This window comes from Methanobacterium subterraneum (assembly GCF_002813695.1).
Taxonomy (GTDB): domain Archaea; phylum Methanobacteriota; class Methanobacteria; order Methanobacteriales; family Methanobacteriaceae; genus Methanobacterium; species Methanobacterium subterraneum.
This window is the reverse complement of sequence record NZ_CP017768.1, coordinates 1,894,100-1,915,152: the sequence shown is the minus strand read 5'-3', so window position 1 is coordinate 1,915,152 and position 21,053 is coordinate 1,894,100. Positions and strand designations below refer to the sequence as shown.

The following is a 21,053-nucleotide window of genomic DNA, read 5'->3' as shown; positions in this document are numbered from 1 at the left end:
GGATATAATCTGATCTAATCTCCTGGGTTAGGAAGGGGTAGGTGTTTTCAGCTAGTTGTTTCTATTCATTTTAAATATTGGTAAATCATAGAGGGCCATAGAAAATAGGAAAGGTGATTAAAACAATAAAAAAATAGTGGTAAAAATGGGTAAATTCATCACCGTAACTCCTCAGACTGCACTTGATTTAATGGAAAAAGAACTAGAGATTATAATACTGGACATCCGCCCCTATGATGAGTTTAAAAAGGAACACATTCCCGGGGCAGTGAACCTGGATTATGATGGTCACCAGTTCCAGAGTAAAGCTGAGAAACTGGATAAAGATCAGGTTTATCTGATCTACTGTAAGACTGGTGTCCGGGGAGGATATTTCCTGGATAAAATGAGAGAATCCGGTTTCCAGGGTGCTTATAATATTTTAGGTGGTTTTGTAGCTTGGAAGATCAGTAAATTGCCAATGGTGAGTGGGGAATAATCACTAGATCATTCTATAAAAACAAACACTGGTATTTTTATTAGATTAAAACAATTTTTCGGGCAGGTCGGGATTGATCTTTCCTTGATAAGAGATGGTGTTGAAATGTTATAGTTAATTGAAAACAAGAAGTGTAGCAAAATTTTGCTATCACTATATAGAGCGACACATCAAAAATTACGAATTTTCTTCAAAATCCAGCTTTTGGCTTATGTGCTGATATATTTCCTTGGTAACTCCAACGTTCCTAATAAAATCGTTGGAATAACGAATATCTCCTCTTCGTGGGTTGTCCTGTCTCATGACGTACATGCAGATGGCGGTTACGATCATGAGAGGATCGGTTTTACGGCCCTTACCTCCACGATATAGCTTCCTGAAATCTGCCTGGCAGATGATCTCACGGGCCCGGTCCTTCTGACCACCACCTACGGGCATCATAACCTCGTCCCCTTCCTCCCTTTTGGTCAGGACCATGGTGGGACTGTGACCGGTCATCATGAAGTTACTGGCCACCACGCTGAGCATGGCCAGTTTCTCCTGCAGACGGAAATCCTCCTCAGGGGTTTTCTCGCTGTGGGACTTGTATCTGTTGTATTTTTTAATCTTCCTTTCCAATTTGTCGACTTTGGCATTGTCGTCCAGGAAGATGTGTTTTCGTTTTTTCAAATTCCTCGCCTTATATTATAATTTATAGATTTGGAAGGTAGGATTTAGTCAACCTAAATAAAAGATGTTTAGAGTCTGACAGCAACACCCTTTTCCTTCAAGAACTCCTTCACCACAGGCACCGGGTACTCATCAAAGTGGAAGATACTGGCAGCAAGAGCAGCATCTGCTTCACCCTTATCAAATACTTCATAGATATGTTCCGGATTACCTCCACCACCTGAGGCAATTATGGGAATATCCAGCATCTGGCTCATGGTCTTGTTCAGGGGAATATCGTAACCATCCTTGGTACCATCCCGATCCATACTGGTTAGAAGAATCTCCCCAGCTCCACGTTCCTGGCATTCCATAGCCCACTTCACAGCATCTATTCCAGTGAATTCCCGGCCGCCGTAGATACTGCAGTCATACCAGCAGTATCCCTGGGGTGTTTCGATAATAACATGATCATCGTTTTCTTTAGGGTCTTCCACGTAACGACGTTTGGCATCAATACCAATGACACAGGCCTGGCTACCCACTACCTTGGATGCTTCGTTGATGAGATCAGGATTGTGTATTGCTGCAGTGTTGGTACTGCACTTATCTGCCCCTGCTTTGAGCATGTTCACATAGTCTTGGGGCTTCCTGATACCTCCGCCCACACAGATGGGCACGAAGACATTCTCGGTGGTTGCCTTTATAACCTCGGCCATGGTTTCCCTGCGCTCGTGGGAGGCGGTTATGTCCAGGAACACTATTTCATCGGCTCCATCCTCATAGTATTTGGTGGCCAGTTCCACTGGTTCTCCAGCATAGCGGATCTGTTTGAATTCAACTCCCTTAACCACGCGCCCATGGGGCACGTTAAGGTCGCAGTCCAGGCAGGGTATGATACGTTTAGCCAGCATGATAATCCCGATAAATATTTTTTTCATAAATTAATTGAATGTAATGGTTATTTTTTGGGGTAGATTTTAGGTTTCATACAACCGATCCTTTACCACTAACCTTTTGATCCCTAGTCATTAAAAACACTTACACCGGAATAGTAAACCCGGGATTCATCATTCACATAACTCCATAAATTCCATTGCTCAGCGGGATGTAAGTTCCCCTCGACTCCCAAAAGATTTAATCACCTTTAAAAACAAATATCTATTGGAGTAAATGGGGAGTTCCTGGTCATAATGGTTCCTGAAACTAATTCATCTCACATAAACCCTTCCAACATATCTGCTGAAGGTGATTTACCACCGTACTTACTGGAATTTTTAACCGAACTAGCCCGGGCCATGACTGCAGCAGGAATCGCAGTGATGACCATAGAAGCTATACTAAAGAATATATGCCGGGCTTATGGTGTTAAAGCCCAGGAAGTGATTGATTTTCCAACATTCGTTCTCATCAAGATCAGTGATGGGAATTCAAAGGCCCTGGCAGTAACCAGGCAAAAACCCGGACTCCTGCCCTTGGACCAGGTGTCACGATTATATGAGTTAATATACTTGGCAGAAAATGCAGAAATAACTCCAGAACAGGGTATTAATCGTATAAAAGAGATAATAAATGTTAAACGCCAGCACAACTATATAAGACACATATTGGGATACGCACTATACTCTACTGGCCTTGGAATGCTACTTTTACCCACAACCAGTGAATTATTATTCTGTGTAGCATTAGGGGCAATTGTGGGTTTAATAATAGGATACTCTGAGGATAAACCCAGATTAACCCTTATTTTACCGGTTTTAACCGCGTTCCTGGTGTCCATGATCTTCTTTTTCGGTGTGAAGCAGGGAATTGTAAAGGGATCCCTCACCATCCTGGTCCCGGCACTTTCTTACTTCATCCCGGGGGCGGTTCTGGCCACTGGAATGTACGAACTGGCCGCTAACAATGTGATATCTGGTGCCAGTCGCCTGGTTCAGGGAGTGGTTATACTGTTACTCCTACTTTTTGGAGTTATATTGGGTCTTCAAGTTGTTGGCTTGTCTCCAGGGGAGTACATGGTAGCTTATCTAGCCACTCCACTGGGCTGGTGGGCGCCCTATATTGGAGTCCTGGTTTTCACCCTGGGGATGTACCTTTTAATGTCAATAAGAAACCGTGACATGTTGGGAGTTTTGATTGTGTTATCAGCCACTTTCCTGGGACTTCAGGCTGGAAACTACCTCCTGGGAGGACTTTTCGGTGCTTTTATAGGATCCGTCACCATGACTATAATGGGAACATTTCTGGAAAGATCAAAGCTTAAAACACCTTATTACGTATCTATAATACCTGCATTCTGGATTTTAGTGCCAGGATCCTTGGGATTCATGAGTCTCGCTACATTGGCTGGCCAAAACTATTCCGCATCCATTACAAACCTGATAATGGTGGTCCTGACCTTCGTGGCTATCTCCATGGGTTTACTTATTGGTGCGGTCCTGGCAGATCCATTAAAAATTGAAAATTAACATTTGCCATAATTAAATGATGGGGGGATAAAAATGATGTCCTTTCCCGGAAAAAAATAGACTACCAGCGTTTAAAAGAGATTGTACACTTATTGGCCAAGTACCAGTTCGATAACCTGGTTGGTGAACTTGAGCTGAAGGGTTCCCGCTGGGGCGACCTGTTATATAAATACGATTCTGATCTGGATCTGGATTCAACCGCTCCGGAACGGTTAAGGATGGTTTTCGAGGAATTAGGGCCTACTTTTGTTAAACTGGGCAGATGATGAGCACCCGGGCGGATCTGGTGGGGCTGGAAATGGCTGATGAGTTCACCAAACTCCAGGATGACACATTACCCTTTGATTTTGACACAGTGAAGATAATTGTGGAGGGTGAACTGGGAAAACCATTAGACCAGTTATTCCAGAGTTTTGAAGAGGAACACCTGGCTGCGGCTTCCATTGGCCAGGTTCACCGTGCAGTTTTACCCGATGGCACCCTGGTGGCGGTTAAGGTACAGAGGCCGGGTATTCAGGATCTGGTGGAAAAAGACCTGGTTATCATGCATCACCTGGCTGATCTGCTCCATAAGAAAATTTCCAGTCTCCAGGTGTTCAATGTTCCGGAGATTGTGGATGAATTTGAAAATCCATCCATAAAGAGATGGACTACGGTCTGGAAGCCCGGAACACCCAGAATTTCCAGGCCAGCTTCGAGAGGATGAAGGTATCCGTTCGCCAACCATCTTCCCTGAGTATTCCACATCCCTGGTTTTAACCATGGAGTTCATCCAGGGAACCAAGATGAGCCAGGTGATGGAGAACCCGGAAGGCTTTGATAACAAGCTATTGGCGGAAAGGGTGGCTAAGTCTTACTTCCAGCAGCTACTGGTGGATGGATTTTTCCATGCTGACCCTCACCCTGGAAACCTCTACGTTTTAGAGGATGACGTGGTATGTTATATTGACTTCGGGATGATGGGACACATTGACCATGATTTCATGCAGAACCTGGGTGAACTCTTTGTTCAGGTCATTGACTACAAGGTGGATGCCATTATTAACCAGCTCATCTACATGGGCATCATCAATGATTCGGTGGATAGAAATATTCTTAAAAGGGATATAATGGATATTCTGGACCGTTACTATGGTGCTAGTTTGAGTGACATACACCTGGGTCACATCTTAAGTGAACTGGCCCTACCTTTGATTACCAAGTACCGGGCCAGGGTACCACCTGAATTCACCCTCATTGCCAGGGCAGTGTCCCTCATTGAGGAGGTGGCTTACTCCCTTGATGGGGAATTTGATGCCGCTGCTCAGTTCAAGCCAATGGTGAAGAAACTCATCCTGCAAAAATTCAGTCCCAAGAACATGGCGGATGTATTAGTGGATAACATGTTTGAATTGGAGCATCTGGTGAAGAACTTACCTCAAAACATCAACCGCCTGGTGGCCAGGGTTGAAAACGGGGAGATAAAGGTCCGCTATTCAGAGGAACTCTCTGAAGACATTGAAAGAACCAGTAACAAACTGGTGGTGGCCATAATAATCGCAGCCCTGCTCCTAGGTTCTTCATGGATTATCCAGATCAACAACGGTCCCATGATCTGGGGGATGTCAATTTTAGGATTTCTGGGTTTTTGTAGCCAGTGGGGTGCTGGGTGTGGGTCTTATAATTTATATTCTACGTTACCGGAAAATTTAGAAGAAATATAAATTTTAAGCAGAGCTTCACCACAAATAGATAATAATATTTTTTTTTAATCAAGTTTTAGAGCCACACTGTATTACTTTTAATTCAATCAATAACATTTATATGTGTAAAAACCAATTAGGAAACGTTAATATGTTAATGGTGTGTTTCGTATTTCATGGGAGTTGATTTGATATGGATATAGGTGAAATTATTGGTGATTCGTTTAAGTATCCAGTTTCTAACTGGAAACGTCTGTTAATCCTGGGTATAATCGTTTTAATTTCCCAGCTTTCAATGGAAATAATAATGTTATACACAAGTGTTTCTGGCTTATTATATTTTCTTTTGATTCCTGCTCTTGTAGCCTCCCTCCTGATGATGGGATATCAACTTAGAACAATAAAAACAACCATATTGGGGGAAATTGAACCTCCTGAATTTAAAAAGTGGAGTAAAATGCTCATAGATGGGCTTAAGATGTTCTTAGTGGCGTTAATCTACCAAACAATCCCTGTAATAGTTTTAATTGCCGGCTTCGTCATGCTACTTGCAGGATCATCCGCCACGAAAATTTTTGGATTGCTTATCATGCTCCTGGGTTTGTTCATTCTCCTCATCGTGGGGATAATAATGGTAATGGCCATATCCAACATGGCATACTATGGAGAAATCGGAGCAGCACTGAGATTTGGAGAAATAAAGAGAAGAATAGAGAGTATCGGTTGGTTAAATTACATAATGCTGTTAATTATCCTGATGGTTATTTATATTCTAATCGCAGTGGGGGCGGCGTTAATATCCTTAATACCATTCGTGGGGCTGGTTTTAACCTGCCTTATAGCTTACCCCTTTATGTATCTCTTCATGTACCGGGCATATGGTTTAATCTTTAGAGAAACACTGGAAAAAGAAGAGTTTCCGAATGAATCAGATAATTTCCTGGAAACAGAAGAAACCTACAACAACAATTAAATTAGGGAATTGTAGGGGTATGAACATTCAGCATTAACAAACCCCAATTGTAATACTATCTGCATAATCAATATGATAAATTTATATGGTGGTTCTTCCCATTACCTAAAGCGGTGAACCAATATGCAGATTAAAAACTTCAAAAGAGAATCCATAATACCTCTGCCAGTGACCTTCATTTCCACCCTCAGCCCAGATGGGGTGAGAAATGTGGCTCCCTACTCATGTCTGATGCCTATTTTACGCCCATTTGACCTGATATGTGTGGCCACTGCCGGGGTGATGAGGGACACCTTCGATAACATGAAGGCTAAGGAAGAATTCGTTATCAGTCTCCCGGGAATGGACTTGGCTGGTAGTGTGATGCCCACCGCTAAATTCGTCCCTCCCGAGGTTAATGAATATGAACTGGCTGGTTTAGATGAAAAATCCAGCCAGAAGATTGAAACACCGGGGGTGGATGGATGTTACGCCTGGATGGAATGCAAACTCCATAAAATCATTGCTGATGAATACGATAACTTTCCCTATGCCTTGGTGATGGGGAAAGTGGTGCATCTGGAAGTAAGAGATGACATATACAACGTGGAAGATGGTTCCTGGGATGTGGAAAAGGCCCAACCATTGATGATGACTGAGTCCAACCAGGGAATGCACTTCTGCACGGTGAAGGATATGGACTGGTTTGAACCCTACGGTGCCATGTTCCCCAATGGTAAGGATCCACTGGCTGGAATGTACGAAGATTGAAAAATATGGTAATTTTTTTAGTGACACCAATGATTAACTTTCCTGGATCGTCTGACTGGATCCATGTAGCAGATTCATTTGAAGTAAAATAAAAAATAGGGGTGTTTATTCATGGGGTACGAATACTTTTATAAGTGAAAAGCACCTAACAACTAACTTGCCTACGATTTAGTGGGTTTTTATGGGCCTGTAGTCTAGCCTGGAATATGACGTGGGACTTCGGATCCCAAGGTCGGGGGTTCAAATCCCCCCAGGTCCGCTTATTTATTCTTAAATTCTATTCCTGATCATTTTTTCCATATATACTTTTCAGATATCCATCAGGTTTCCTTGAAATTGTTTTATCTTCTTCTGATCTGTTATTTTGCTTCTTTTCATCATTATTTTTTGTTTTAAAGTGTATTTTTCTACTGGGCTCTTGGTCATCTAGAAGTGCGTAGGCGGTGTTAAAACCAGAACCCATACGCACCAACCCTGCCACTGCTGCTGCTTCCAGAATTTCTTTTTCACTGGCCCCTGCCTTCAGGGCCTGTTTTTTATGTGCCCTAACACAGGAATCACATTTCACTGCCACTGCACACGCCAGTCCTATGATACTCTTATCTTTAAGGGTCAGAGCACCATCTTTTAACAATTCGGATGCCAGTTTTTTGAATGCCATATCCACATCTTCACCAAGAACCTCTGTAAAACGGTTTGGTCGACTTTTTTCTTCCATTTTAGGTATCTCCTTGATTTCTAGATTCAATTATCGGGTTTTGAATATTTCTCATAGGGAATATCTATTTTTTATTCTAATCTTCAATTCAGTAATCATTACTTACATAACATTCACCATCTTGTCCTATAAATCACTCCCGAAATTAATAAGTTTCTGGAGCAGCAGTTTATATTGATATTGACGTGGGGGAGGCCTGTAATTGTTTGGCTCCCTATTCCTCCGAGTATTACTATTTGGGGTGGATCCCTAAAAAAGTATTACTTCTTTTAGGTTAGATAAGATTTATAAAGGATCACTGCTAACTAGTTTTAAAAAAAATTGCTTATAAAAAGGTTAATAAGTTATTATGGATATTTCAAGTGGTTTACTTTAGAGTTAAAAGCCAGTAAAATGTCTTAACGGAGTTGGTGATGGTTATGGATAACGAAAATGATATATATTCAAAGGTTATAGAGTTTCACGGACATTCATGTCCTGGTGTGGCCATAGGAATTCAAGCTGCCGAGATAGCTACGGATAAATTAATTTCTAATAGGGCCATTGATGAGGAGTTATTGGCCATTGTGGAAAATGACAGCTGCAGTGTGGATGCTATTCAAGTGATCACTGGATGTACATTTGGAAAGGGTAATTTAATATTTAAAGATTATGGGAAAAACGTATACACATTCATAAACCGTGGCACGGGTAAATCTCTACGTCTGTCTTTAAATATAGCCATTGATGAAATTGATCCTGAATTTGCTATGGTGAGAACGAAAGCATTTTCTGGAGAAGCAAAGCCTGAAGATGAAATGGAGTTTGAGAAGAGAAAGGATGCAATTTCAGAAAAAATCATGAACATGCCTGCGGATGAACTGTTCAATATAGAGTTTGTGGATGTTGAGATTCCGGAAAAAGCCAGGATATTTGGGTCAGTTAAATGTTCAAAATGTGGTGAACTGGTTGCCGAACACCGGGCTAGGGTAGAAAATAATGATTTCGTTTGCATACCCTGTTTTGATGATTATTCAAGAAATTAATTTTTTATTTTTAATTAATTTTTTTTAAGAGATTTTCTTTATTCTTTTTTTCTGCTATGAATTGTTAATGGAATTACTAATCCATACATAATCCTTGCCATCAAGATTTAGGGATATTGTTTTGGGTATTATTTTTAACCTGGCTATTTATAAAGTTAGTATTAACTAATTTTAAAGTATTACTATTCTAATATTCATTTATAAGTGTATTATTACTTCAATCGAAAGTATTATAAATTATTTCTGTTACATTTATATAAAATCGGAGGTGGTTTTATCAATCAAAAGTTAATAGCAGTTATTCTTGTTGTCATAGCAGTGGTGGGGGGAGCCTTGATCTATGCCTTTGGAATAGGTGGATCAGCTTCAAACAGTAATGGGACAGTTACCATAACTGATGTTGCCGGTAGAACAGTAAATGTGCCGGCCCAGGTCAATAAAGTGGTGGGAACTGGATGTTCAGCCCGAGAAATTGTTTATTTGAATGCCAGTGATAAAATTGTGGGAATTGAGCAGACTGAGACCAATTCCACCGGGGGATGGGGAAACCAATTACCCTACATGATAGCCCACCCCGAATTAATGAGTCTTCCCATTGTGGGGGATGCCCGGAAAACCGTAATCAATTACGAAGCAATAGCTAACCTAAAACCCGATGTTGTTTTTGCCGCCGATGCCACTCAAGCTGCGGATATAGAGTCCAAAACAGGTATTCCAACTGTAGTTGTTTACACTATGGGTGTGGGAACAACCGAACAGATGGCCAAGTATAAAGATTCCCTGAAAATAATGGGTAAAGTGCTGGGTAAAACTGAAAGGGCAGATGAACTGGTAAGTTACATCAATTCCTGCGAAGAAGACCTTAACAAAAGAACCAAGGACGCTGCGGCCAGTAAAAACACCACGGCATATGTGGGGGGCCATGCCTACCGGGGATCACATGGCATCACCTCAACCAATGCATTCTACCCTCCATTTAGGATGGTAAATGCCAAAAACGTTGCTAGTTCTGTTAGTACCAATGACACGTCCATAGCAGTCCAGATAGATAAAGAACAATTGATAAACTGGAATCCGGATGTGATTTTCATTGAAGAATCCAGTTTAGCATCGGTAGTTAATGATACCACAAAATATCCTGAATATAAAGATTTAAAAGCTGTAAAGAATGATCAGGTTTATGGATTAATGTCCTACTGCCTTTACAGTTATAATAAGGACATATTACTTGCCGATGCCTACTACGTAGGAAAAGTTCTCTATCCGGAGCAATTCAGTGATGTGGATCCAGAGAAGAAGGCTGATGAAATCTTTGTAAAATTTGTGGGTAAACCAGTGTACAACCAGATGAAAGCAGTACAGGGTGGATTCAAGAAAATCGAAATCTGATTTTCTTTTTTCTACTTTTTAATGGAATTCAAGTGGTAATATGAACATTCTAGAACGGCCAGATGTCACACATGAAAAATTACAACAGGTAGTTGAAAATGCCTTCAACGGCCTGAAAACATTCAATATAATAAAATCTTCCATAGAAATTGGAGTTTTTGACAATTTAAATGAACCAGTAAATTACGAAGAACTTTCCCAGAGATTAGAAATTGAACCAATATTTTCCCATTATATTTTAGAGGCCCTGGAAAAGATTGGCCTAATAACGAAGGAAAATGAGCTTTACCAGAACTCAGAGTTATCAAAGTTATATCTGGACTCTAAATCTAAATATGATAGAACTAATTGCATATTATCTTTAAAAGAAAATGCAGATCAATGGAATAATCTAAATGACACCCTGAAAGGAAATCTCTCCAAAAAAGAAGAATCATTTTTCCCCTTCATTATCCAGGTAATGGCTGAAGACTGCATATCCGGAGAACTGCAGGACACCGTGGAAATAATTAATTCATATGATGAATTTAAAGATTCAAAGACTTTACTTGACCTGGCTGGAGGGCATGGCATGTACTCAATAGCCCTTAGTAAAATCAACCCTGATCTTGATTGTTGTGTCTTTGATCTGCCCCCTGTAACTCAGGAAACCGAGAAGTACATTAGAAAATATGGTGCCAATGTTAAAACTATCCCTGGTAATTTTTACCAAGACGACCTGAAGGGTCCCTACGATGTTATTTTTTCTTCCTATAATCCTGGTGGCAAAAACCCTGAAATAGCTCAAAAAGTTTACAATTCCCTGAATTTGGGAGGATTATTTATAAATAAACAATATTTCCCTGAAAATGAAAACCAAACCCTGGCTGATGTTCTGGATAACCTGGAATGGAACTTTGCAAACTTCGAAAAATCCTTGAAGGCCAGTACCCGATATAGTTTTAAGGGTGATCTGTCCTTTGATGAATATTCAGAATTTTTAGAGGATTTGGGCTTTGAAATAATGGATGTCCATTATGTAGATCATTTAAATCCGTCTTTTGGCACTAAATCCAGAAACAAACTTATAATATCCAAAAAAGTGAGTTAATTGTCATTTGAAAATAGTACAATAAGTCGTTACAGGGCTTATACTCGAAATAAATTATTAATTGTATTAGGTTTAGCTTTGGCCCTGGTTCTATTAATAATTCTTTCCATTAAAGTCGGTGCCGCTAATTTATCATTTTATGATATAATTAATGCCCTTTTTAACCGTGAAGCACCTGGGGCTTCTATTATATGGAACATAAGGATTCCCAGAATACTTGCTGCTATAATAGCCGGGATTTTCATGGGTATCGAGGGTGCCATAATGCAATGTGTTCTCAGAAACCCCCTGGCAAGCCCTTATACCATGGGGATATCTCAGGGGGCTGCATTCGGGGCTGCATTTGCAATAATAGTTCTCGGGGCAGGAACGTTACACAGCACCCATGCTGATGCCGTTATTGTAAACAATCCTTATCTCACAGTTTTAGCAGCCTTTATTGGAGCATTGTTGGGGGTAGTTGCCATCCTGCTAATTGCCAGGGTTCGCAGTGTAACACCAGAGGTAATGATACTGGCTGGAGTGGCCATGACTGCCCTGTTTGCTGCGGGGACCATGTTCTTACAGTACTTTGCCACCGATGCCCAGGTTGCAGCCACCATATTCTGGACCTTTGGTGACGTGGGTCGAGCAGTATGGAATGATGTCTGGATCATGTTGATACTCATGATACCGGCCTTCATCTATTTCATGTATCATGCCTGGGATTATAACAGCCTGGAAAGTGGTGAAGAAACAGCCAAGGGATTGGGAGTTAACACTGACCGTATACGGATACAGGGGATGTTGATATCTTCATTCACAGCAGCAGTGACCGTGGCTTTTCTGGGAGTGATTGGATTTGTGGGACTTATAGCACCCCATATCATGAGACGGATAATTGGCCATGACCACCGGTTTTTAATCCCAACTTCTGCCATTTTAGGTGCATTGGTCCTACTGGCATCTGACACAATTGCTCGATCGATTTTATCACCAATAGTACTACCAGTGGGTATTATAACTGCATTCCTGGGTGCTCCAATGTTTCTATACATTATAATCAAAATGAGGCGATAATAATGGTTCTGTCTGTGAATAAGGTCGAATTTTCTTATGGTAGCGTACCGGTGTTACGCGATGTGAATTTCGAAGTTGAAAAAGGCGATTTCATATCCATACTGGGTGTAAATGGATCGGGTAAATCCACCCTAATGAAATGCATCAATCGAATACTGGCCTTCAAAGAGGGAATAATATTCGTGGAGGACCGGGATCTAAAAAAGATGAAAAACATTGAAATCGCCCAGAAAATTGGATACGTCCCCCAAAATTCAGAAACAGGATATGTAACTGTTTTCGATGCTGTTTTATTAGGTAGGAAACCTTACATCAAATGGGATGTTTCCAGTAAAGATTTGGAACTAACTGAAAAAGTATTGGGGGTAATGGGTCTTGAAGACTATTCCCTGCGATACATTAATGAATTAAGTGGTGGGGAGCTCCAAAAGGTTGTTATAGCTAGAGCATTAGTTCAGGAACCCCAACTGTTACTTTTAGATGAGCCAACCAGTGATCTTGATTTGAAAAATCAGCTGGAAGTAATGAAGATTATAAAGGAAGTATCCGCTACCCAGAAGATAGCTTCAGTGGTGGTAATGCACGACATTAACCTGGCCCTGCGGTTTTCAGATAAGTTCATAATACTGAAGGATGGTCAGGTGTTCACCACCGGTGGAAAGGAAGTAATCACTCCAGAGATAATAAAGGAAACCTATGGGGTTGATGTGTATGTCACCCATTTTGAGGGCATCCCAGTGGTAATCCCTAAATTTCAATAGTTTAAAAATCATTAGGAGATTTTATTGTCTCCCAATCTCAAGTAGTTTCAATAGGGTTAATTTATTTGAAATCATTACCATATACATATACCTGACAGAAAAAGTAAAATAGGCAGGTTATGATAACATGGCAGAGTCCTCTGAAAATGAAAAAGAACTGATTTTTAGGAATATAAGTCCTGAAGAAGCGTATGAATTAATTGGAAAGGTACAGGCTGTTCCTGATTTTGTTATACTGGATGTCCGAACTCCTAAAGAATTCATCAACGGCCATATCGAGGGTGCGGTGAACATAGACTACCATGGTCAAAACTTCATAGAAGAACTGGAGAAGCTGGAAAAAGAAACAAAATACCTGATCTGCTGTGGATCTGGTGTTAGGGCATCTAAAGCCATGATAATAATGCAGGAATTGGGTTATATGGAAGTTTACAATATCTTGGGTGGTATCCGGATGTGGAAGAGAAGTGGATATCCTTTAACTGAAGAATAAATTTTTTTACGGAATTTCTCCTTACTGGAATTTTCCATTAACTCCTGACAAAATCAACCATTCCATCCGGCCGTTCTTCAATTTCACCCTTCTGGATCAAGTCATATATAACTTCTTTTATTCTACTTATAGCAGGACCACGGGTAACTTTGGCACCAAAGAGCCGCGAAACTTCCCGGACCAATTCATCCGCCTGGGTAGCGTACTGTGACTCCAGGATGATCCTCACTGCAGCTGCAATTTCTTCGGGACTAATGAGATCCATCTTGGCAGGGGGATTACCAGTTCTCCTTCGAACAACTACTGGGGCATCTTTGAAGTATAAAAAGTCACCTTTCTGAATTATCTGACCATCCATCACTCCCAGGCTTATGGCTTCTTTCATAACTTCCTGAACACGTCGCCCTGCTCGACTGAGTCCCCAGTAGGCCCTTATACGTTTTACAACCTCGTCGTAATGGATGGGTCCTTCCATCTCCACTACTTTCATTGCTGCCCGGGCAATGTCTCCCACTGGTTGGCTGTGGAATTCTCCGGAAACAGGAACACCAGTATCTTCACAAACCATGTAATCGGATAATTCATCCTTAGCTTCTTTTTTAACTTCAGAATTTTCTGGTGGAAATTCCACGATTTCCTGAGGGATATCTTCTAATCCTTCGGCTGTGGAACTTATTTCTGCAGGTTTTCCAATCAGTTTAGAGATATCATCAGCTTCTTCTATCAATTGAGTCATATCATCAGTTTCTTCCATTGGGGAACTGGTTTCACGTTCTTCATCGTGAATAGTGTTTTCTACAGGGGGAATATCATAATGTTTATCATCGGCAATTTCTTCTACATTAGAGCTAAGTTCTTTTTCTCCCTCTTCTACAGGGGAAACAATCTCTCCCTCTTCCACGGGAGGAATAACTTTGTCTGGACGTTCTTCATTCAGAAGTTCTTCTATTACTGCCAGCAGCCGTTTCTGTACTTCGGCACGATTCCGGTACCAGTCTGTGGACCATAAACTATAGAACTGCCATCCCAATCCCTTCAGAATTTGTTGGCGGAGCCGGTCCCGATCCCGGGCTACCCTGCTGGTCTGATACATTGGCCCGTCACAGGCAATGCCCAGAAGGTAACGCCCAGGGTATCCAGGGTCGACCACGGCTAGGTCCACTCTGAAACCAGCACAACCCACCCTACGGTGAATTTCATATCTGTGTTCAGTTAAAAATTCATAGATAGCTTCTTCAAAGGCATCATCAGCAGTGGTCTGTACCCTATCTTGTTGACGCAGTGTTTTCTTCTCAGCGTATTCCAGGAATTCCTTAAGGGCGCGAAGACCAAAGGGTGCATTTGAACTTAATTGCAAATCACGGCCTCGGAAGTTGGAGAATATCAGACATTTCTCACGGGCACGTGTCAGGAGAACGTTCAAACGTCTTTCTCCTCCATCTTGGTTCACTGGTCCGAAGTTATGGCTCAAATTGCCTTCAGAATCAAACCCGTAACCCACACTAACCATTATAACGTCCCTTTCATCTCCCTGGATTGTTTCCAGGTTTTTCACGAAGAAATGCTCCTCTTGGTTTGATTTAAAGTACTTCTCCATGCTAGGGTTGAGTTTGAGTTGCAGTTCCAGTTCCTCCAGGATGGCTTGCTGCTGACGCACGTTGAAGGTACCCACACCAAGACTCTTCTCATCACCGTACTGCTTATAATGATCGAACACAGCTTTGATAACTGCCTTGGCCTCTTCCCGGTTAGTGGCAGTTTTACCCCTGTCATAAACAGTTTCCGGAAGGTGTACCAGTTTCAATCCCAGCTCCTCAGAGTCCTGGCTTGGTGAAGGATAAATAAGGAGGTGGTTGTCATAAAATTCCTGATTACTGACTGCGATCAGTGATTCATGCCGGCTGCGGTAGTGCCAGCGTAACATCTTCGAGGGGAAGCTGCGTTTGCAGAGATGAAGAATGCTCTCCATATCTGCTAAGACTGCCAGGTCATAATCATCACTTTCCACATCAATCAGGATATCGAAAAAGCTGGTGGGTGGTAACTGTCTGGTGTCACCCATAATAACCGCACATCGGGCCCTTAAAAGCGCACCCAGGGCATCTTCTGGTTTCACCTGACTGGCTTCATCAAAGATAACGTAATCAAAGCGCAGATTCTTTACACTGTAAGGGTCCAGGTACTGGGCAATGGAAAGGGGACTCATCATAAAACAGGGTTTAATAGTCTGTATTATCCCTCCACAAATTGACAACAGTTTCCTGATGGGCATGTGTCCCCGTTTACGTGAAAACTCACTTTTAAGCACTCCCAGCTCTGAGCGAGGTGATGCGGTGCTGGAAAGGGAGGGACGGTTCTGGTGCAATTCTTGGGCTATGCGGAAACGGTTTAGGGTGATGATTCTACGATCCAGTTCCCTGAATTCAGAGATCTTCTTCTCATGAACATCGCCCACGAAACGGGAAAGAGAAGGCTGCTCTAAGAAGAGACTGCGCAGAAGTGAATCTGCGAAGTTCCCTTCCAGGCAAGGTATGATATCTGTTGCCTCAATTTCATCCCTATCCACCAGTTCCACCAGATTTTTGCCCACTGTTTCCAAGCATTCCATCCGGGATGAGCTGAAACGGGACCAGTTCTGCAGAGCGGAAAGTCCCACCTTCAAGAGTGAAATCTGGGAGATTAAAAAATCAAGGGGACTCCGGGTCAGAGACACCCCTAAAGCAGAATCCTGATCAAAGTGAAGGAAACTGTCCAGCTGGCTAATTTGCTGGAGGATCAGGTCATATTCCTGGTGCATTTCCTGGGTGATCTGTTTAATCTCATACTGTTCTACAGAATCAAGGATTATAAGAATTTTCTCCGTGATACGGCCCTCATCCAGAGCTTTCCTGAATTTGAGTATCCATTCCGATATTTCCTGAAGGTTTTCAGCTTCACTTTCCTCAGCCTTCCAGTGAGATCCAAAGAGAGATCGGGCCAGCTCATCCTGATTTCTTATCTTCAACCGTAGTTCCTGGCATCGGATAAGTTCCTCCAGATCCTGGAGTATTATTTCATCACTTTCAGGGGGTTTTCCCTGGTAAAGTTTACCAATACGTTTTTTGGCATTTTTAAAATCTCCACTGAGGAACTTCAGTAGTTTGGGTTTTTGTTCCTGGAAAGATAGTAGTAATGAAGAAATATCCTCATCCAGCACCTCTTTTTTAAATCTCCTCAGACCTTTAGCCTTGGATTTGAATTCTTCCAGGCTTTTAATCAGATTGTAGACTTGCAGTTTGTCATAATCCCATTTGGTGTTAAGGATGAGTTCCCTTTCCAGTGAGGGGAAGGAGGAGATTATCTCCACCGCGGCTATGAGGTGTTCCATTTCCTCCAGTGTTGCAGGGATCTTCACTCCGGATATTTTGGAAAGAGTTTCAGCCTTTAGATTGAGATCATTCAGTGTTTCAATGGTTTTCCCGAGGAGGGCTTCAATTTCCTCTTCTTCTGCAGGAAGTATGGGGTCTGGTCGGGTGGATTTCCAGGGATTGTCTGCTACTGGTTTCACCAGTTTGTACAGTTCCCCCAGTTCCTTGAACTTATTGATGGTCCTCTGCCACTGTCTTAAAGTGCAACTTTCACTGTTATCCATGGAGAAACGAGGCATTTTAGTCTTGTTTTTCTCAAAGTGATGCAATGATTTCTCTTTAACACCGAAAAGCTGGTAGGGCGTCCATTTAATTTCAGCGTAGGGGGAATGTAGTAAAGTAACATATTCGTTGATATCTGACTTTAACTCTTCAATGGTGCTTAGATCATCATCCAGTGACAGATCTACTGGTTTTGGGTTGCGGAGAACGCTTTCCAGTTTCTCCAGAACATCTTTTTTTTGGGATTTCTTACTGTGCAGCTCTAAACAGAATTCTCCCAGACCAACACTGTCTAAACGGCCTTTAACCACTTCCAGTGCTGCCATCTTCTCACTTACAAAGAGTACAGTGTTGCCCCGTGCAAGGAGTTCGGCTATGAGGTTCACTATGGTCTGGGATTTACCAGTTCCCGGGGGTCCCTCCACTACCAGGTCACGGCCATGCTTTACATCCTCAATAACTGCGATCTGTGACGAATCCGCATCCATCACATGGTAAACATCTTCAGATGAAAGTTTCACGTCCACCTGGTTTTCTTGGAATCCGGGACCTAATTCTTCTTCTGTGGGATCAAATATGGTCTTTATTAGGGGATTTTCTTCTAGGGGCATGTCTTCAGGCCAGCTATCCGGGTCAAGGTCCTTGTACATAACGAATTTGGTGAAACTGAAAAATCCGAGGTAAACCTTTTCTCGCACAGCCCAATTTTTTTCATGGGAAATGGATTCAGATACCTGATCCAGATATTCATCAACACCTTCCGGGGTGCGGGGCATTTCAAAATCAGGTAACTCCACCCCATAATCCAGTAGTTTAGCCTGGAGGGAGATGTTGGAGATTATATCCTCACCAGTCCAGCGGAGCTTAAATGAACCCTTCACCCGTCTGCGTTCCAGTTCCACTGGTATGAGTATCAATGGTGCTTCACGGTCTCCTGGTGTTCCATTGTTTTCCTGCCATTTAAGGAATCCCATAGCCAGGTACAGGATGTTGTATCCCTGTTCTTCCATCATTGACCTGGCACGCTGGTTAATATAGAACAAACGTCGCTGAAGTTCAGATGGAGTTAAATCTGTGGACAGAAATATTTCTTTATTCTTCTCCAGGGTTTCCTGGTCTAATGAAGGTGATTCCCATAGTAATGATTCTTCAGGGCCCAAACCTTCAAGGGTTCCATTGGCATCTGGAAAATCATTGGAAATCTCAGTACCTGCATCTGATATATCATCTTGAACATCCACTTCTAGAGATCCATTACCTATCAATTCATCAGAAACAGTAGAAGATGATAATGATTTTCCATCCCCAATTTTAATCCCTTTATCAACCGTACTTGATGATTCTCTACCATTTGGTTGGTCTCTTACAGTTAGGGTGGGGCTTTCTTCAGCCTCATCTTTATTAAAATAAGTAGTTTTGTAACGAGAATCAGTGGACTGTGAAGTTCCTTCTGATTCTCCCCTAGGAATGAACTGTAAAAGTTTCCTTTTGCTTTTTTTCAGAACTAATCGGTCGTATATCTCGGCCAGTTCTCCTTCTTTAACCTCCACAGTCATGCTACGGGGTCGGAAGTTTAAAAGCTGGTTACGCATGGTAAGGTCCAGCAAGCTCTGCCTTAGAACATCGATCTGACTGTATATGTCCACCTTGGAAAGTTCGGACATTTTCATTATACCTCTCATTACTTGGATTGGCCCGGGAACTAACAATAATTATTAATATACTAGGTAATGGTTTATTTAAACTCTATATTAAAACTATCCTACCATTCTATGAACATTTTAGTTATTCTCTCTGAATGGCATCTTTGAAGAAGCCTGGCACCAGTTCCCGGTAGAGCTTGTTCCGGAGTAACATGCGGAAGTTCCCATCCAATATGTAAGTCTCACAGTAATCATCCTCAGCACGCATGCCACGACCATAGGCCTGGAGGAGAGTCATAATAGTTTTATAAGCATACCAGGAGGGGTCCTGCTGTTTCCGCTGGTTAATCTGGGGATCTCCCAGATATGGGAAAGGTATCTTATAGATGACCTGGAACTGGCACTTCTCGTAGGGTAAGTCCACTCCTTCACTCATGGAGGGACTAACCAGTACCCTGGGATCAGCACTGTGTTCAAATCGGTTCAGAACATGCTCCCTGTTTTTGGAGTTATGGCCCATTAAACGGGGATTTTGAAGATGTTTGATGATGTACTGCTGACATTTGTAGTTATGGGTGTGAATCAAGCCCCTTTCATATTTATGGTGTTCAATGATCTTCTCCAGCACTGGAATGGTTTTGGGGGCGGTGCGTTTAATTAGACGGTGGGACATGTTCCCCACCAGTTTCAGGTGAACTGGACGGGAGGATGGTGGGAAAATACTCTTTATTTCCAGGTGATAGGTTTCTTCGGGGTCAATGCCCAGCCACTGACAGAACAGATCCTGATCCAGTATGGTGGCACTCATGAACAGCCTAATATCGGCGTGGTTAAGGAGCCGGTCATTGGCGTAGGTGTCCACCCGTAATGGTTTAAAGGAAACTCCCCCTGGGCTGGTGTCCACCACCCAGTTATCTGGATTGTTCTCCAGGTTCCTTGTAAGCTCACTCAGGTTCATTTTCATCCGGTTAACCCGGTCAGCCTGGTTTTTGGGGATCTGTTTCAGGTTTATATCCTGATAGTCCTCGTAGAGTGATTCCACAAATAATATCCATTCATCGGGCTCATTGTGCTGCATCATGCTTGGTGGTATGGTCTTTTTAATCTCACGTTGCAACCTCCTGTTGTAGAGGTTAACCTCCAAGCGTTGCATGAGCTTGTTTTCAATGTTATGTGCCTCATCAAGAACCATTAAATCCCGTTTCCCGAAGTGTTTCACGTAATTCAGTTCCAGGAGTGCGTAATCATAGTTCATTAATGTTATGGAGCTTTCTGCTGCATGGGCTTTTTGATCCCAGTAACTGCATCTCTGGTTGGAACGGAAATAAAGGGGTGATCCGAAGGCGTCCTGAAAGGCGTGCATCTCCCCACCAAATGGGGATTTGCTGATACCATAATCACAGGCAAATTTCTGGGTGCTGGGAATGGTCTGACAGGTTCCCTGGTCACAGCTGAACTCCAGATTCTCATTCTGACACAGGAAGTTCCCACGGCCCTTTACCATGGGGTAACCGAATTCTGCAGCGTACTGGGACTGCAACTGCTTTGTCATGGTTAGTATGTAGGCCGGATGGTACAAGCGGGCCAGAGTGGTGGCCACCACGGACTTACCAGTTCCAGTCCCTGCTTCCAGGATTATGTTAGAGTAACCCTCGTCTATAGCATCCCTTATTTCGGATATTATCTCCAGCTGACCTTCACGGGGTGAAGCAAAGGGGAATTTTTCAATTATATCATCATCAATGTGGGGGTACTGTTTTTTGATAGCGTTGAGTCTTGATGTTGAAATTTTAGGTGTTTCAACTCGAATATTATCTCTATTGTCTCCAGAGGAACATATGCAGCGGTCTTTTATCATTCCGCACTTGTCACAGAAAAAGCCGATATCCATAGAGAATTATATTTTGGGTAATGGTATAAATACATAAAGTTTCCCAGCGTATGAGTAGTATTCTTTTAAAAACAGTTTCTCATATAAACTTTTAAAGAGTTTATTTAAATTTAATCTGGATAAAACCTTTAAAAGGCTTTGATCTAAATGTGATGGGGATAATACCTTTTTTTGATGGTGGTTATAAACCAGATAATTATAATAACTTTTTAGATTCATTTATTAATATTATTATTTTAATTATGGAAATGAGATAATTAAAAATATCTAAATCTCTTTGATAATAATCTAAATAAATACCATTAATTAGGATTATAAAATAGATGACTAGCTTTACTAAAGTTACTCTAATTCGG

The 21,053-nt window shown here is 42.0% G+C and carries 18 protein-coding genes and 1 tRNA gene; 14 read left to right on the top strand and 5 right to left on the bottom strand.

Translation table 11 applies throughout. The annotated features are described in order from the left end of the window. The first annotated feature begins 145 nt into the window (after nucleotides 1-145). The gene (locus tag BK009_RS09350) at nucleotides 146-478 is read left to right on the top strand and encodes a rhodanese-like domain-containing protein (protein WP_100909455.1); all 333 of its coding nucleotides are present in this window, start codon (nucleotides 146-148) and stop codon (nucleotides 476-478) included. Between the two features lie 177 nt (nucleotides 479-655). On the opposite strand, the gene BK009_RS09345 is transcribed toward BK009_RS09350, so the two are convergent. Then, complete coding sequence (locus tag BK009_RS09345) at nucleotides 656-1,147, bottom strand: hypothetical protein (protein ID WP_100909454.1); 492 nt, start codon at nucleotides 1,145-1,147, stop codon at nucleotides 656-658. A 68-nt stretch (nucleotides 1,148-1,215) separates the two neighbouring features. Next, on the bottom strand, nucleotides 1,216-2,040 hold the full coding sequence (hisF, locus tag BK009_RS09340; RefSeq protein ID WP_100909453.1) for an imidazole glycerol phosphate synthase subunit HisF: 825 nt from the start codon (nucleotides 2,038-2,040) through the stop codon (nucleotides 1,216-1,218). Nucleotides 2,041-2,319: 279 nt separating this feature from the next. On the opposite strand from hisF, the gene BK009_RS09335 reads away from it, so the two are divergent. The 7 genes from BK009_RS09335 (at nucleotide 2,320) to BK009_RS09315 (ending at nucleotide 7,258) form a co-directional block, all read left to right on the top strand. Then, on the top strand, nucleotides 2,320-3,594 hold the full coding sequence (locus BK009_RS09335; protein WP_100905292.1) for a threonine/serine exporter family protein: 1,275 nt from the start codon (nucleotides 2,320-2,322) through the stop codon (nucleotides 3,592-3,594). Between the two features lie 92 nt (nucleotides 3,595-3,686). Beyond that, nucleotides 3,687-3,860: a hypothetical protein gene (locus tag BK009_RS12700; RefSeq protein ID WP_236950975.1), complete on the top strand. Its 174-nt coding sequence runs from the start codon at nucleotides 3,687-3,689 to the stop codon at nucleotides 3,858-3,860. Continuing rightward, nucleotides 3,857-4,300 (top strand): AarF/UbiB family protein, encoded by a 444-nt coding sequence (locus BK009_RS12760; RefSeq protein ID WP_250645151.1) that lies wholly within the window; start codon nucleotides 3,857-3,859, stop codon nucleotides 4,298-4,300. The genes BK009_RS12700 and BK009_RS12760 overlap by 4 nt, the downstream gene beginning before the upstream one ends. 4 nt (nucleotides 4,301-4,304) lie before the next feature. Next, a complete protein-coding gene (locus BK009_RS09330) occupies nucleotides 4,305-5,297 on the top strand; it encodes an ABC1 kinase family protein (protein WP_335645303.1) in 993 nt (330 codons plus the stop codon). A gap of 172 nt (nucleotides 5,298-5,469) precedes the next feature. Continuing rightward, entirely contained in the window at nucleotides 5,470-6,249 is a 780-nt protein-coding gene (locus BK009_RS09325) for a DUF4013 domain-containing protein (RefSeq protein ID WP_100909452.1), read from the top strand. 123 nt (nucleotides 6,250-6,372) lie between these two features. After that, nucleotides 6,373-6,999, top strand: a complete 627-nt coding sequence (locus BK009_RS09320) for a flavin reductase family protein (protein WP_100909451.1) — start codon at nucleotides 6,373-6,375, stop codon at nucleotides 6,997-6,999. Between the two features lie 183 nt (nucleotides 7,000-7,182). Continuing rightward, nucleotides 7,183-7,258, top strand: a tRNA-Arg gene (locus BK009_RS09315). 18 nt (nucleotides 7,259-7,276) lie between these two features. On the opposite strand, the gene BK009_RS09310 is transcribed toward BK009_RS09315, so the two are convergent. Continuing rightward, complete coding sequence (locus BK009_RS09310) at nucleotides 7,277-7,717, bottom strand: carboxymuconolactone decarboxylase family protein (RefSeq protein ID WP_100909450.1); 441 nt, start codon at nucleotides 7,715-7,717, stop codon at nucleotides 7,277-7,279. A 413-nt stretch (nucleotides 7,718-8,130) separates the two neighbouring features. Here BK009_RS09310 and BK009_RS09305 point away from each other — a divergent pair, with 413 nt between their 5' ends. The 6 genes from BK009_RS09305 to BK009_RS09280 all read left to right on the top strand — a co-directional run bounded on the left by BK009_RS09305 (nucleotide 8,131) and on the right by BK009_RS09280 (nucleotide 13,534). After that, a complete protein-coding gene (locus BK009_RS09305; RefSeq protein ID WP_100905296.1) occupies nucleotides 8,131-8,742 on the top strand; it encodes an FmdE family protein in 612 nt (203 codons plus the stop codon). Nucleotides 8,743-9,075: 333 nt separating this feature from the next. After that, complete coding sequence (locus tag BK009_RS09300; protein WP_157809448.1) at nucleotides 9,076-10,131, top strand: iron ABC transporter substrate-binding protein; 1,056 nt, start codon at nucleotides 9,076-9,078, stop codon at nucleotides 10,129-10,131. A gap of 40 nt (nucleotides 10,132-10,171) precedes the next feature. Continuing rightward, nucleotides 10,172-11,221: a methyltransferase family protein gene (locus tag BK009_RS09295; protein WP_100905298.1), complete on the top strand. Its 1,050-nt coding sequence runs from the start codon at nucleotides 10,172-10,174 to the stop codon at nucleotides 11,219-11,221. Further along, complete coding sequence (locus BK009_RS09290; RefSeq protein WP_198517204.1) at nucleotides 11,222-12,280, top strand: FecCD family ABC transporter permease; 1,059 nt, start codon at nucleotides 11,222-11,224, stop codon at nucleotides 12,278-12,280. It abuts the gene before it with no gap. A gap of 2 nt (nucleotides 12,281-12,282) precedes the next feature. Then, nucleotides 12,283-13,041, top strand: a complete 759-nt coding sequence (locus BK009_RS09285) for an ABC transporter ATP-binding protein (protein WP_100905299.1) — start codon at nucleotides 12,283-12,285, stop codon at nucleotides 13,039-13,041. Between the two features lie 127 nt (nucleotides 13,042-13,168). Next, entirely contained in the window at nucleotides 13,169-13,534 is a 366-nt protein-coding gene (locus tag BK009_RS09280; protein WP_100909449.1) for a rhodanese-like domain-containing protein, read from the top strand. A gap of 37 nt (nucleotides 13,535-13,571) precedes the next feature. Here BK009_RS09280 and BK009_RS09275 read toward each other — a convergent pair whose 3' ends face one another. Next, nucleotides 13,572-18,827 carry a DUF3320 domain-containing protein gene (locus BK009_RS09275; protein WP_100909744.1) on the bottom strand — a complete coding sequence of 1,752 codons (5,256 nt, stop codon included), beginning with the start codon at nucleotides 18,825-18,827 and terminating at the stop codon, nucleotides 13,572-13,574. 121 nt (nucleotides 18,828-18,948) lie between these two features. Beyond that, complete coding sequence (locus BK009_RS09270; RefSeq protein WP_100909448.1) at nucleotides 18,949-20,697, bottom strand: helicase C-terminal domain-containing protein; 1,749 nt, start codon at nucleotides 20,695-20,697, stop codon at nucleotides 18,949-18,951. Nucleotides 20,698-21,053: the final 356 nt, after the last annotated feature.

Excerpts from the sequence above, each read along its gene's own strand:
- BK009_RS09350 (WP_100909455.1), top strand. The coding sequence starts at position 146 with ATGGGTAAATTCATCACCGTAACTCCTCAGACTGCACTTGATTTAATG.
- hisF (WP_100909453.1), bottom strand. The coding sequence starts at position 2,040 with ATGCTGGCTAAACGTATCATACCCTGCCTGGACTGCGACCTTAACGTG.
- BK009_RS09335 (WP_100905292.1), top strand. The coding sequence starts at position 2,320 with ATGGTTCCTGAAACTAATTCATCTCACATAAACCCTTCCAACATATCT.
- BK009_RS12760 (WP_250645151.1), top strand. The coding sequence starts at position 3,857 with ATGATGAGCACCCGGGCGGATCTGGTGGGGCTGGAAATGGCTGATGAG.
- BK009_RS09325 (WP_100909452.1), top strand. The coding sequence starts at position 5,470 with ATGGATATAGGTGAAATTATTGGTGATTCGTTTAAGTATCCAGTTTCT.
- BK009_RS09320 (WP_100909451.1), top strand. The coding sequence starts at position 6,373 with ATGCAGATTAAAAACTTCAAAAGAGAATCCATAATACCTCTGCCAGTG.
- BK009_RS09310 (WP_100909450.1), bottom strand. The coding sequence starts at position 7,717 with ATGGAAGAAAAAAGTCGACCAAACCGTTTTACAGAGGTTCTTGGTGAA.
- BK009_RS09305 (WP_100905296.1), top strand. The coding sequence starts at position 8,131 with ATGGTTATGGATAACGAAAATGATATATATTCAAAGGTTATAGAGTTT.
- BK009_RS09295 (WP_100905298.1), top strand. The coding sequence starts at position 10,172 with ATGAACATTCTAGAACGGCCAGATGTCACACATGAAAAATTACAACAG.
- BK009_RS09285 (WP_100905299.1), top strand. The coding sequence starts at position 12,283 with ATGGTTCTGTCTGTGAATAAGGTCGAATTTTCTTATGGTAGCGTACCG.
- BK009_RS09280 (WP_100909449.1), top strand. The coding sequence starts at position 13,169 with ATGGCAGAGTCCTCTGAAAATGAAAAAGAACTGATTTTTAGGAATATA.
- BK009_RS09275 (WP_100909744.1), bottom strand. The coding sequence starts at position 18,827 with ATGTCCGAACTTTCCAAGGTGGACATATACAGTCAGATCGATGTTCTA.
- BK009_RS09270 (WP_100909448.1), bottom strand. The coding sequence starts at position 20,697 with ATGGATATCGGCTTTTTCTGTGACAAGTGCGGAATGATAAAAGACCGC.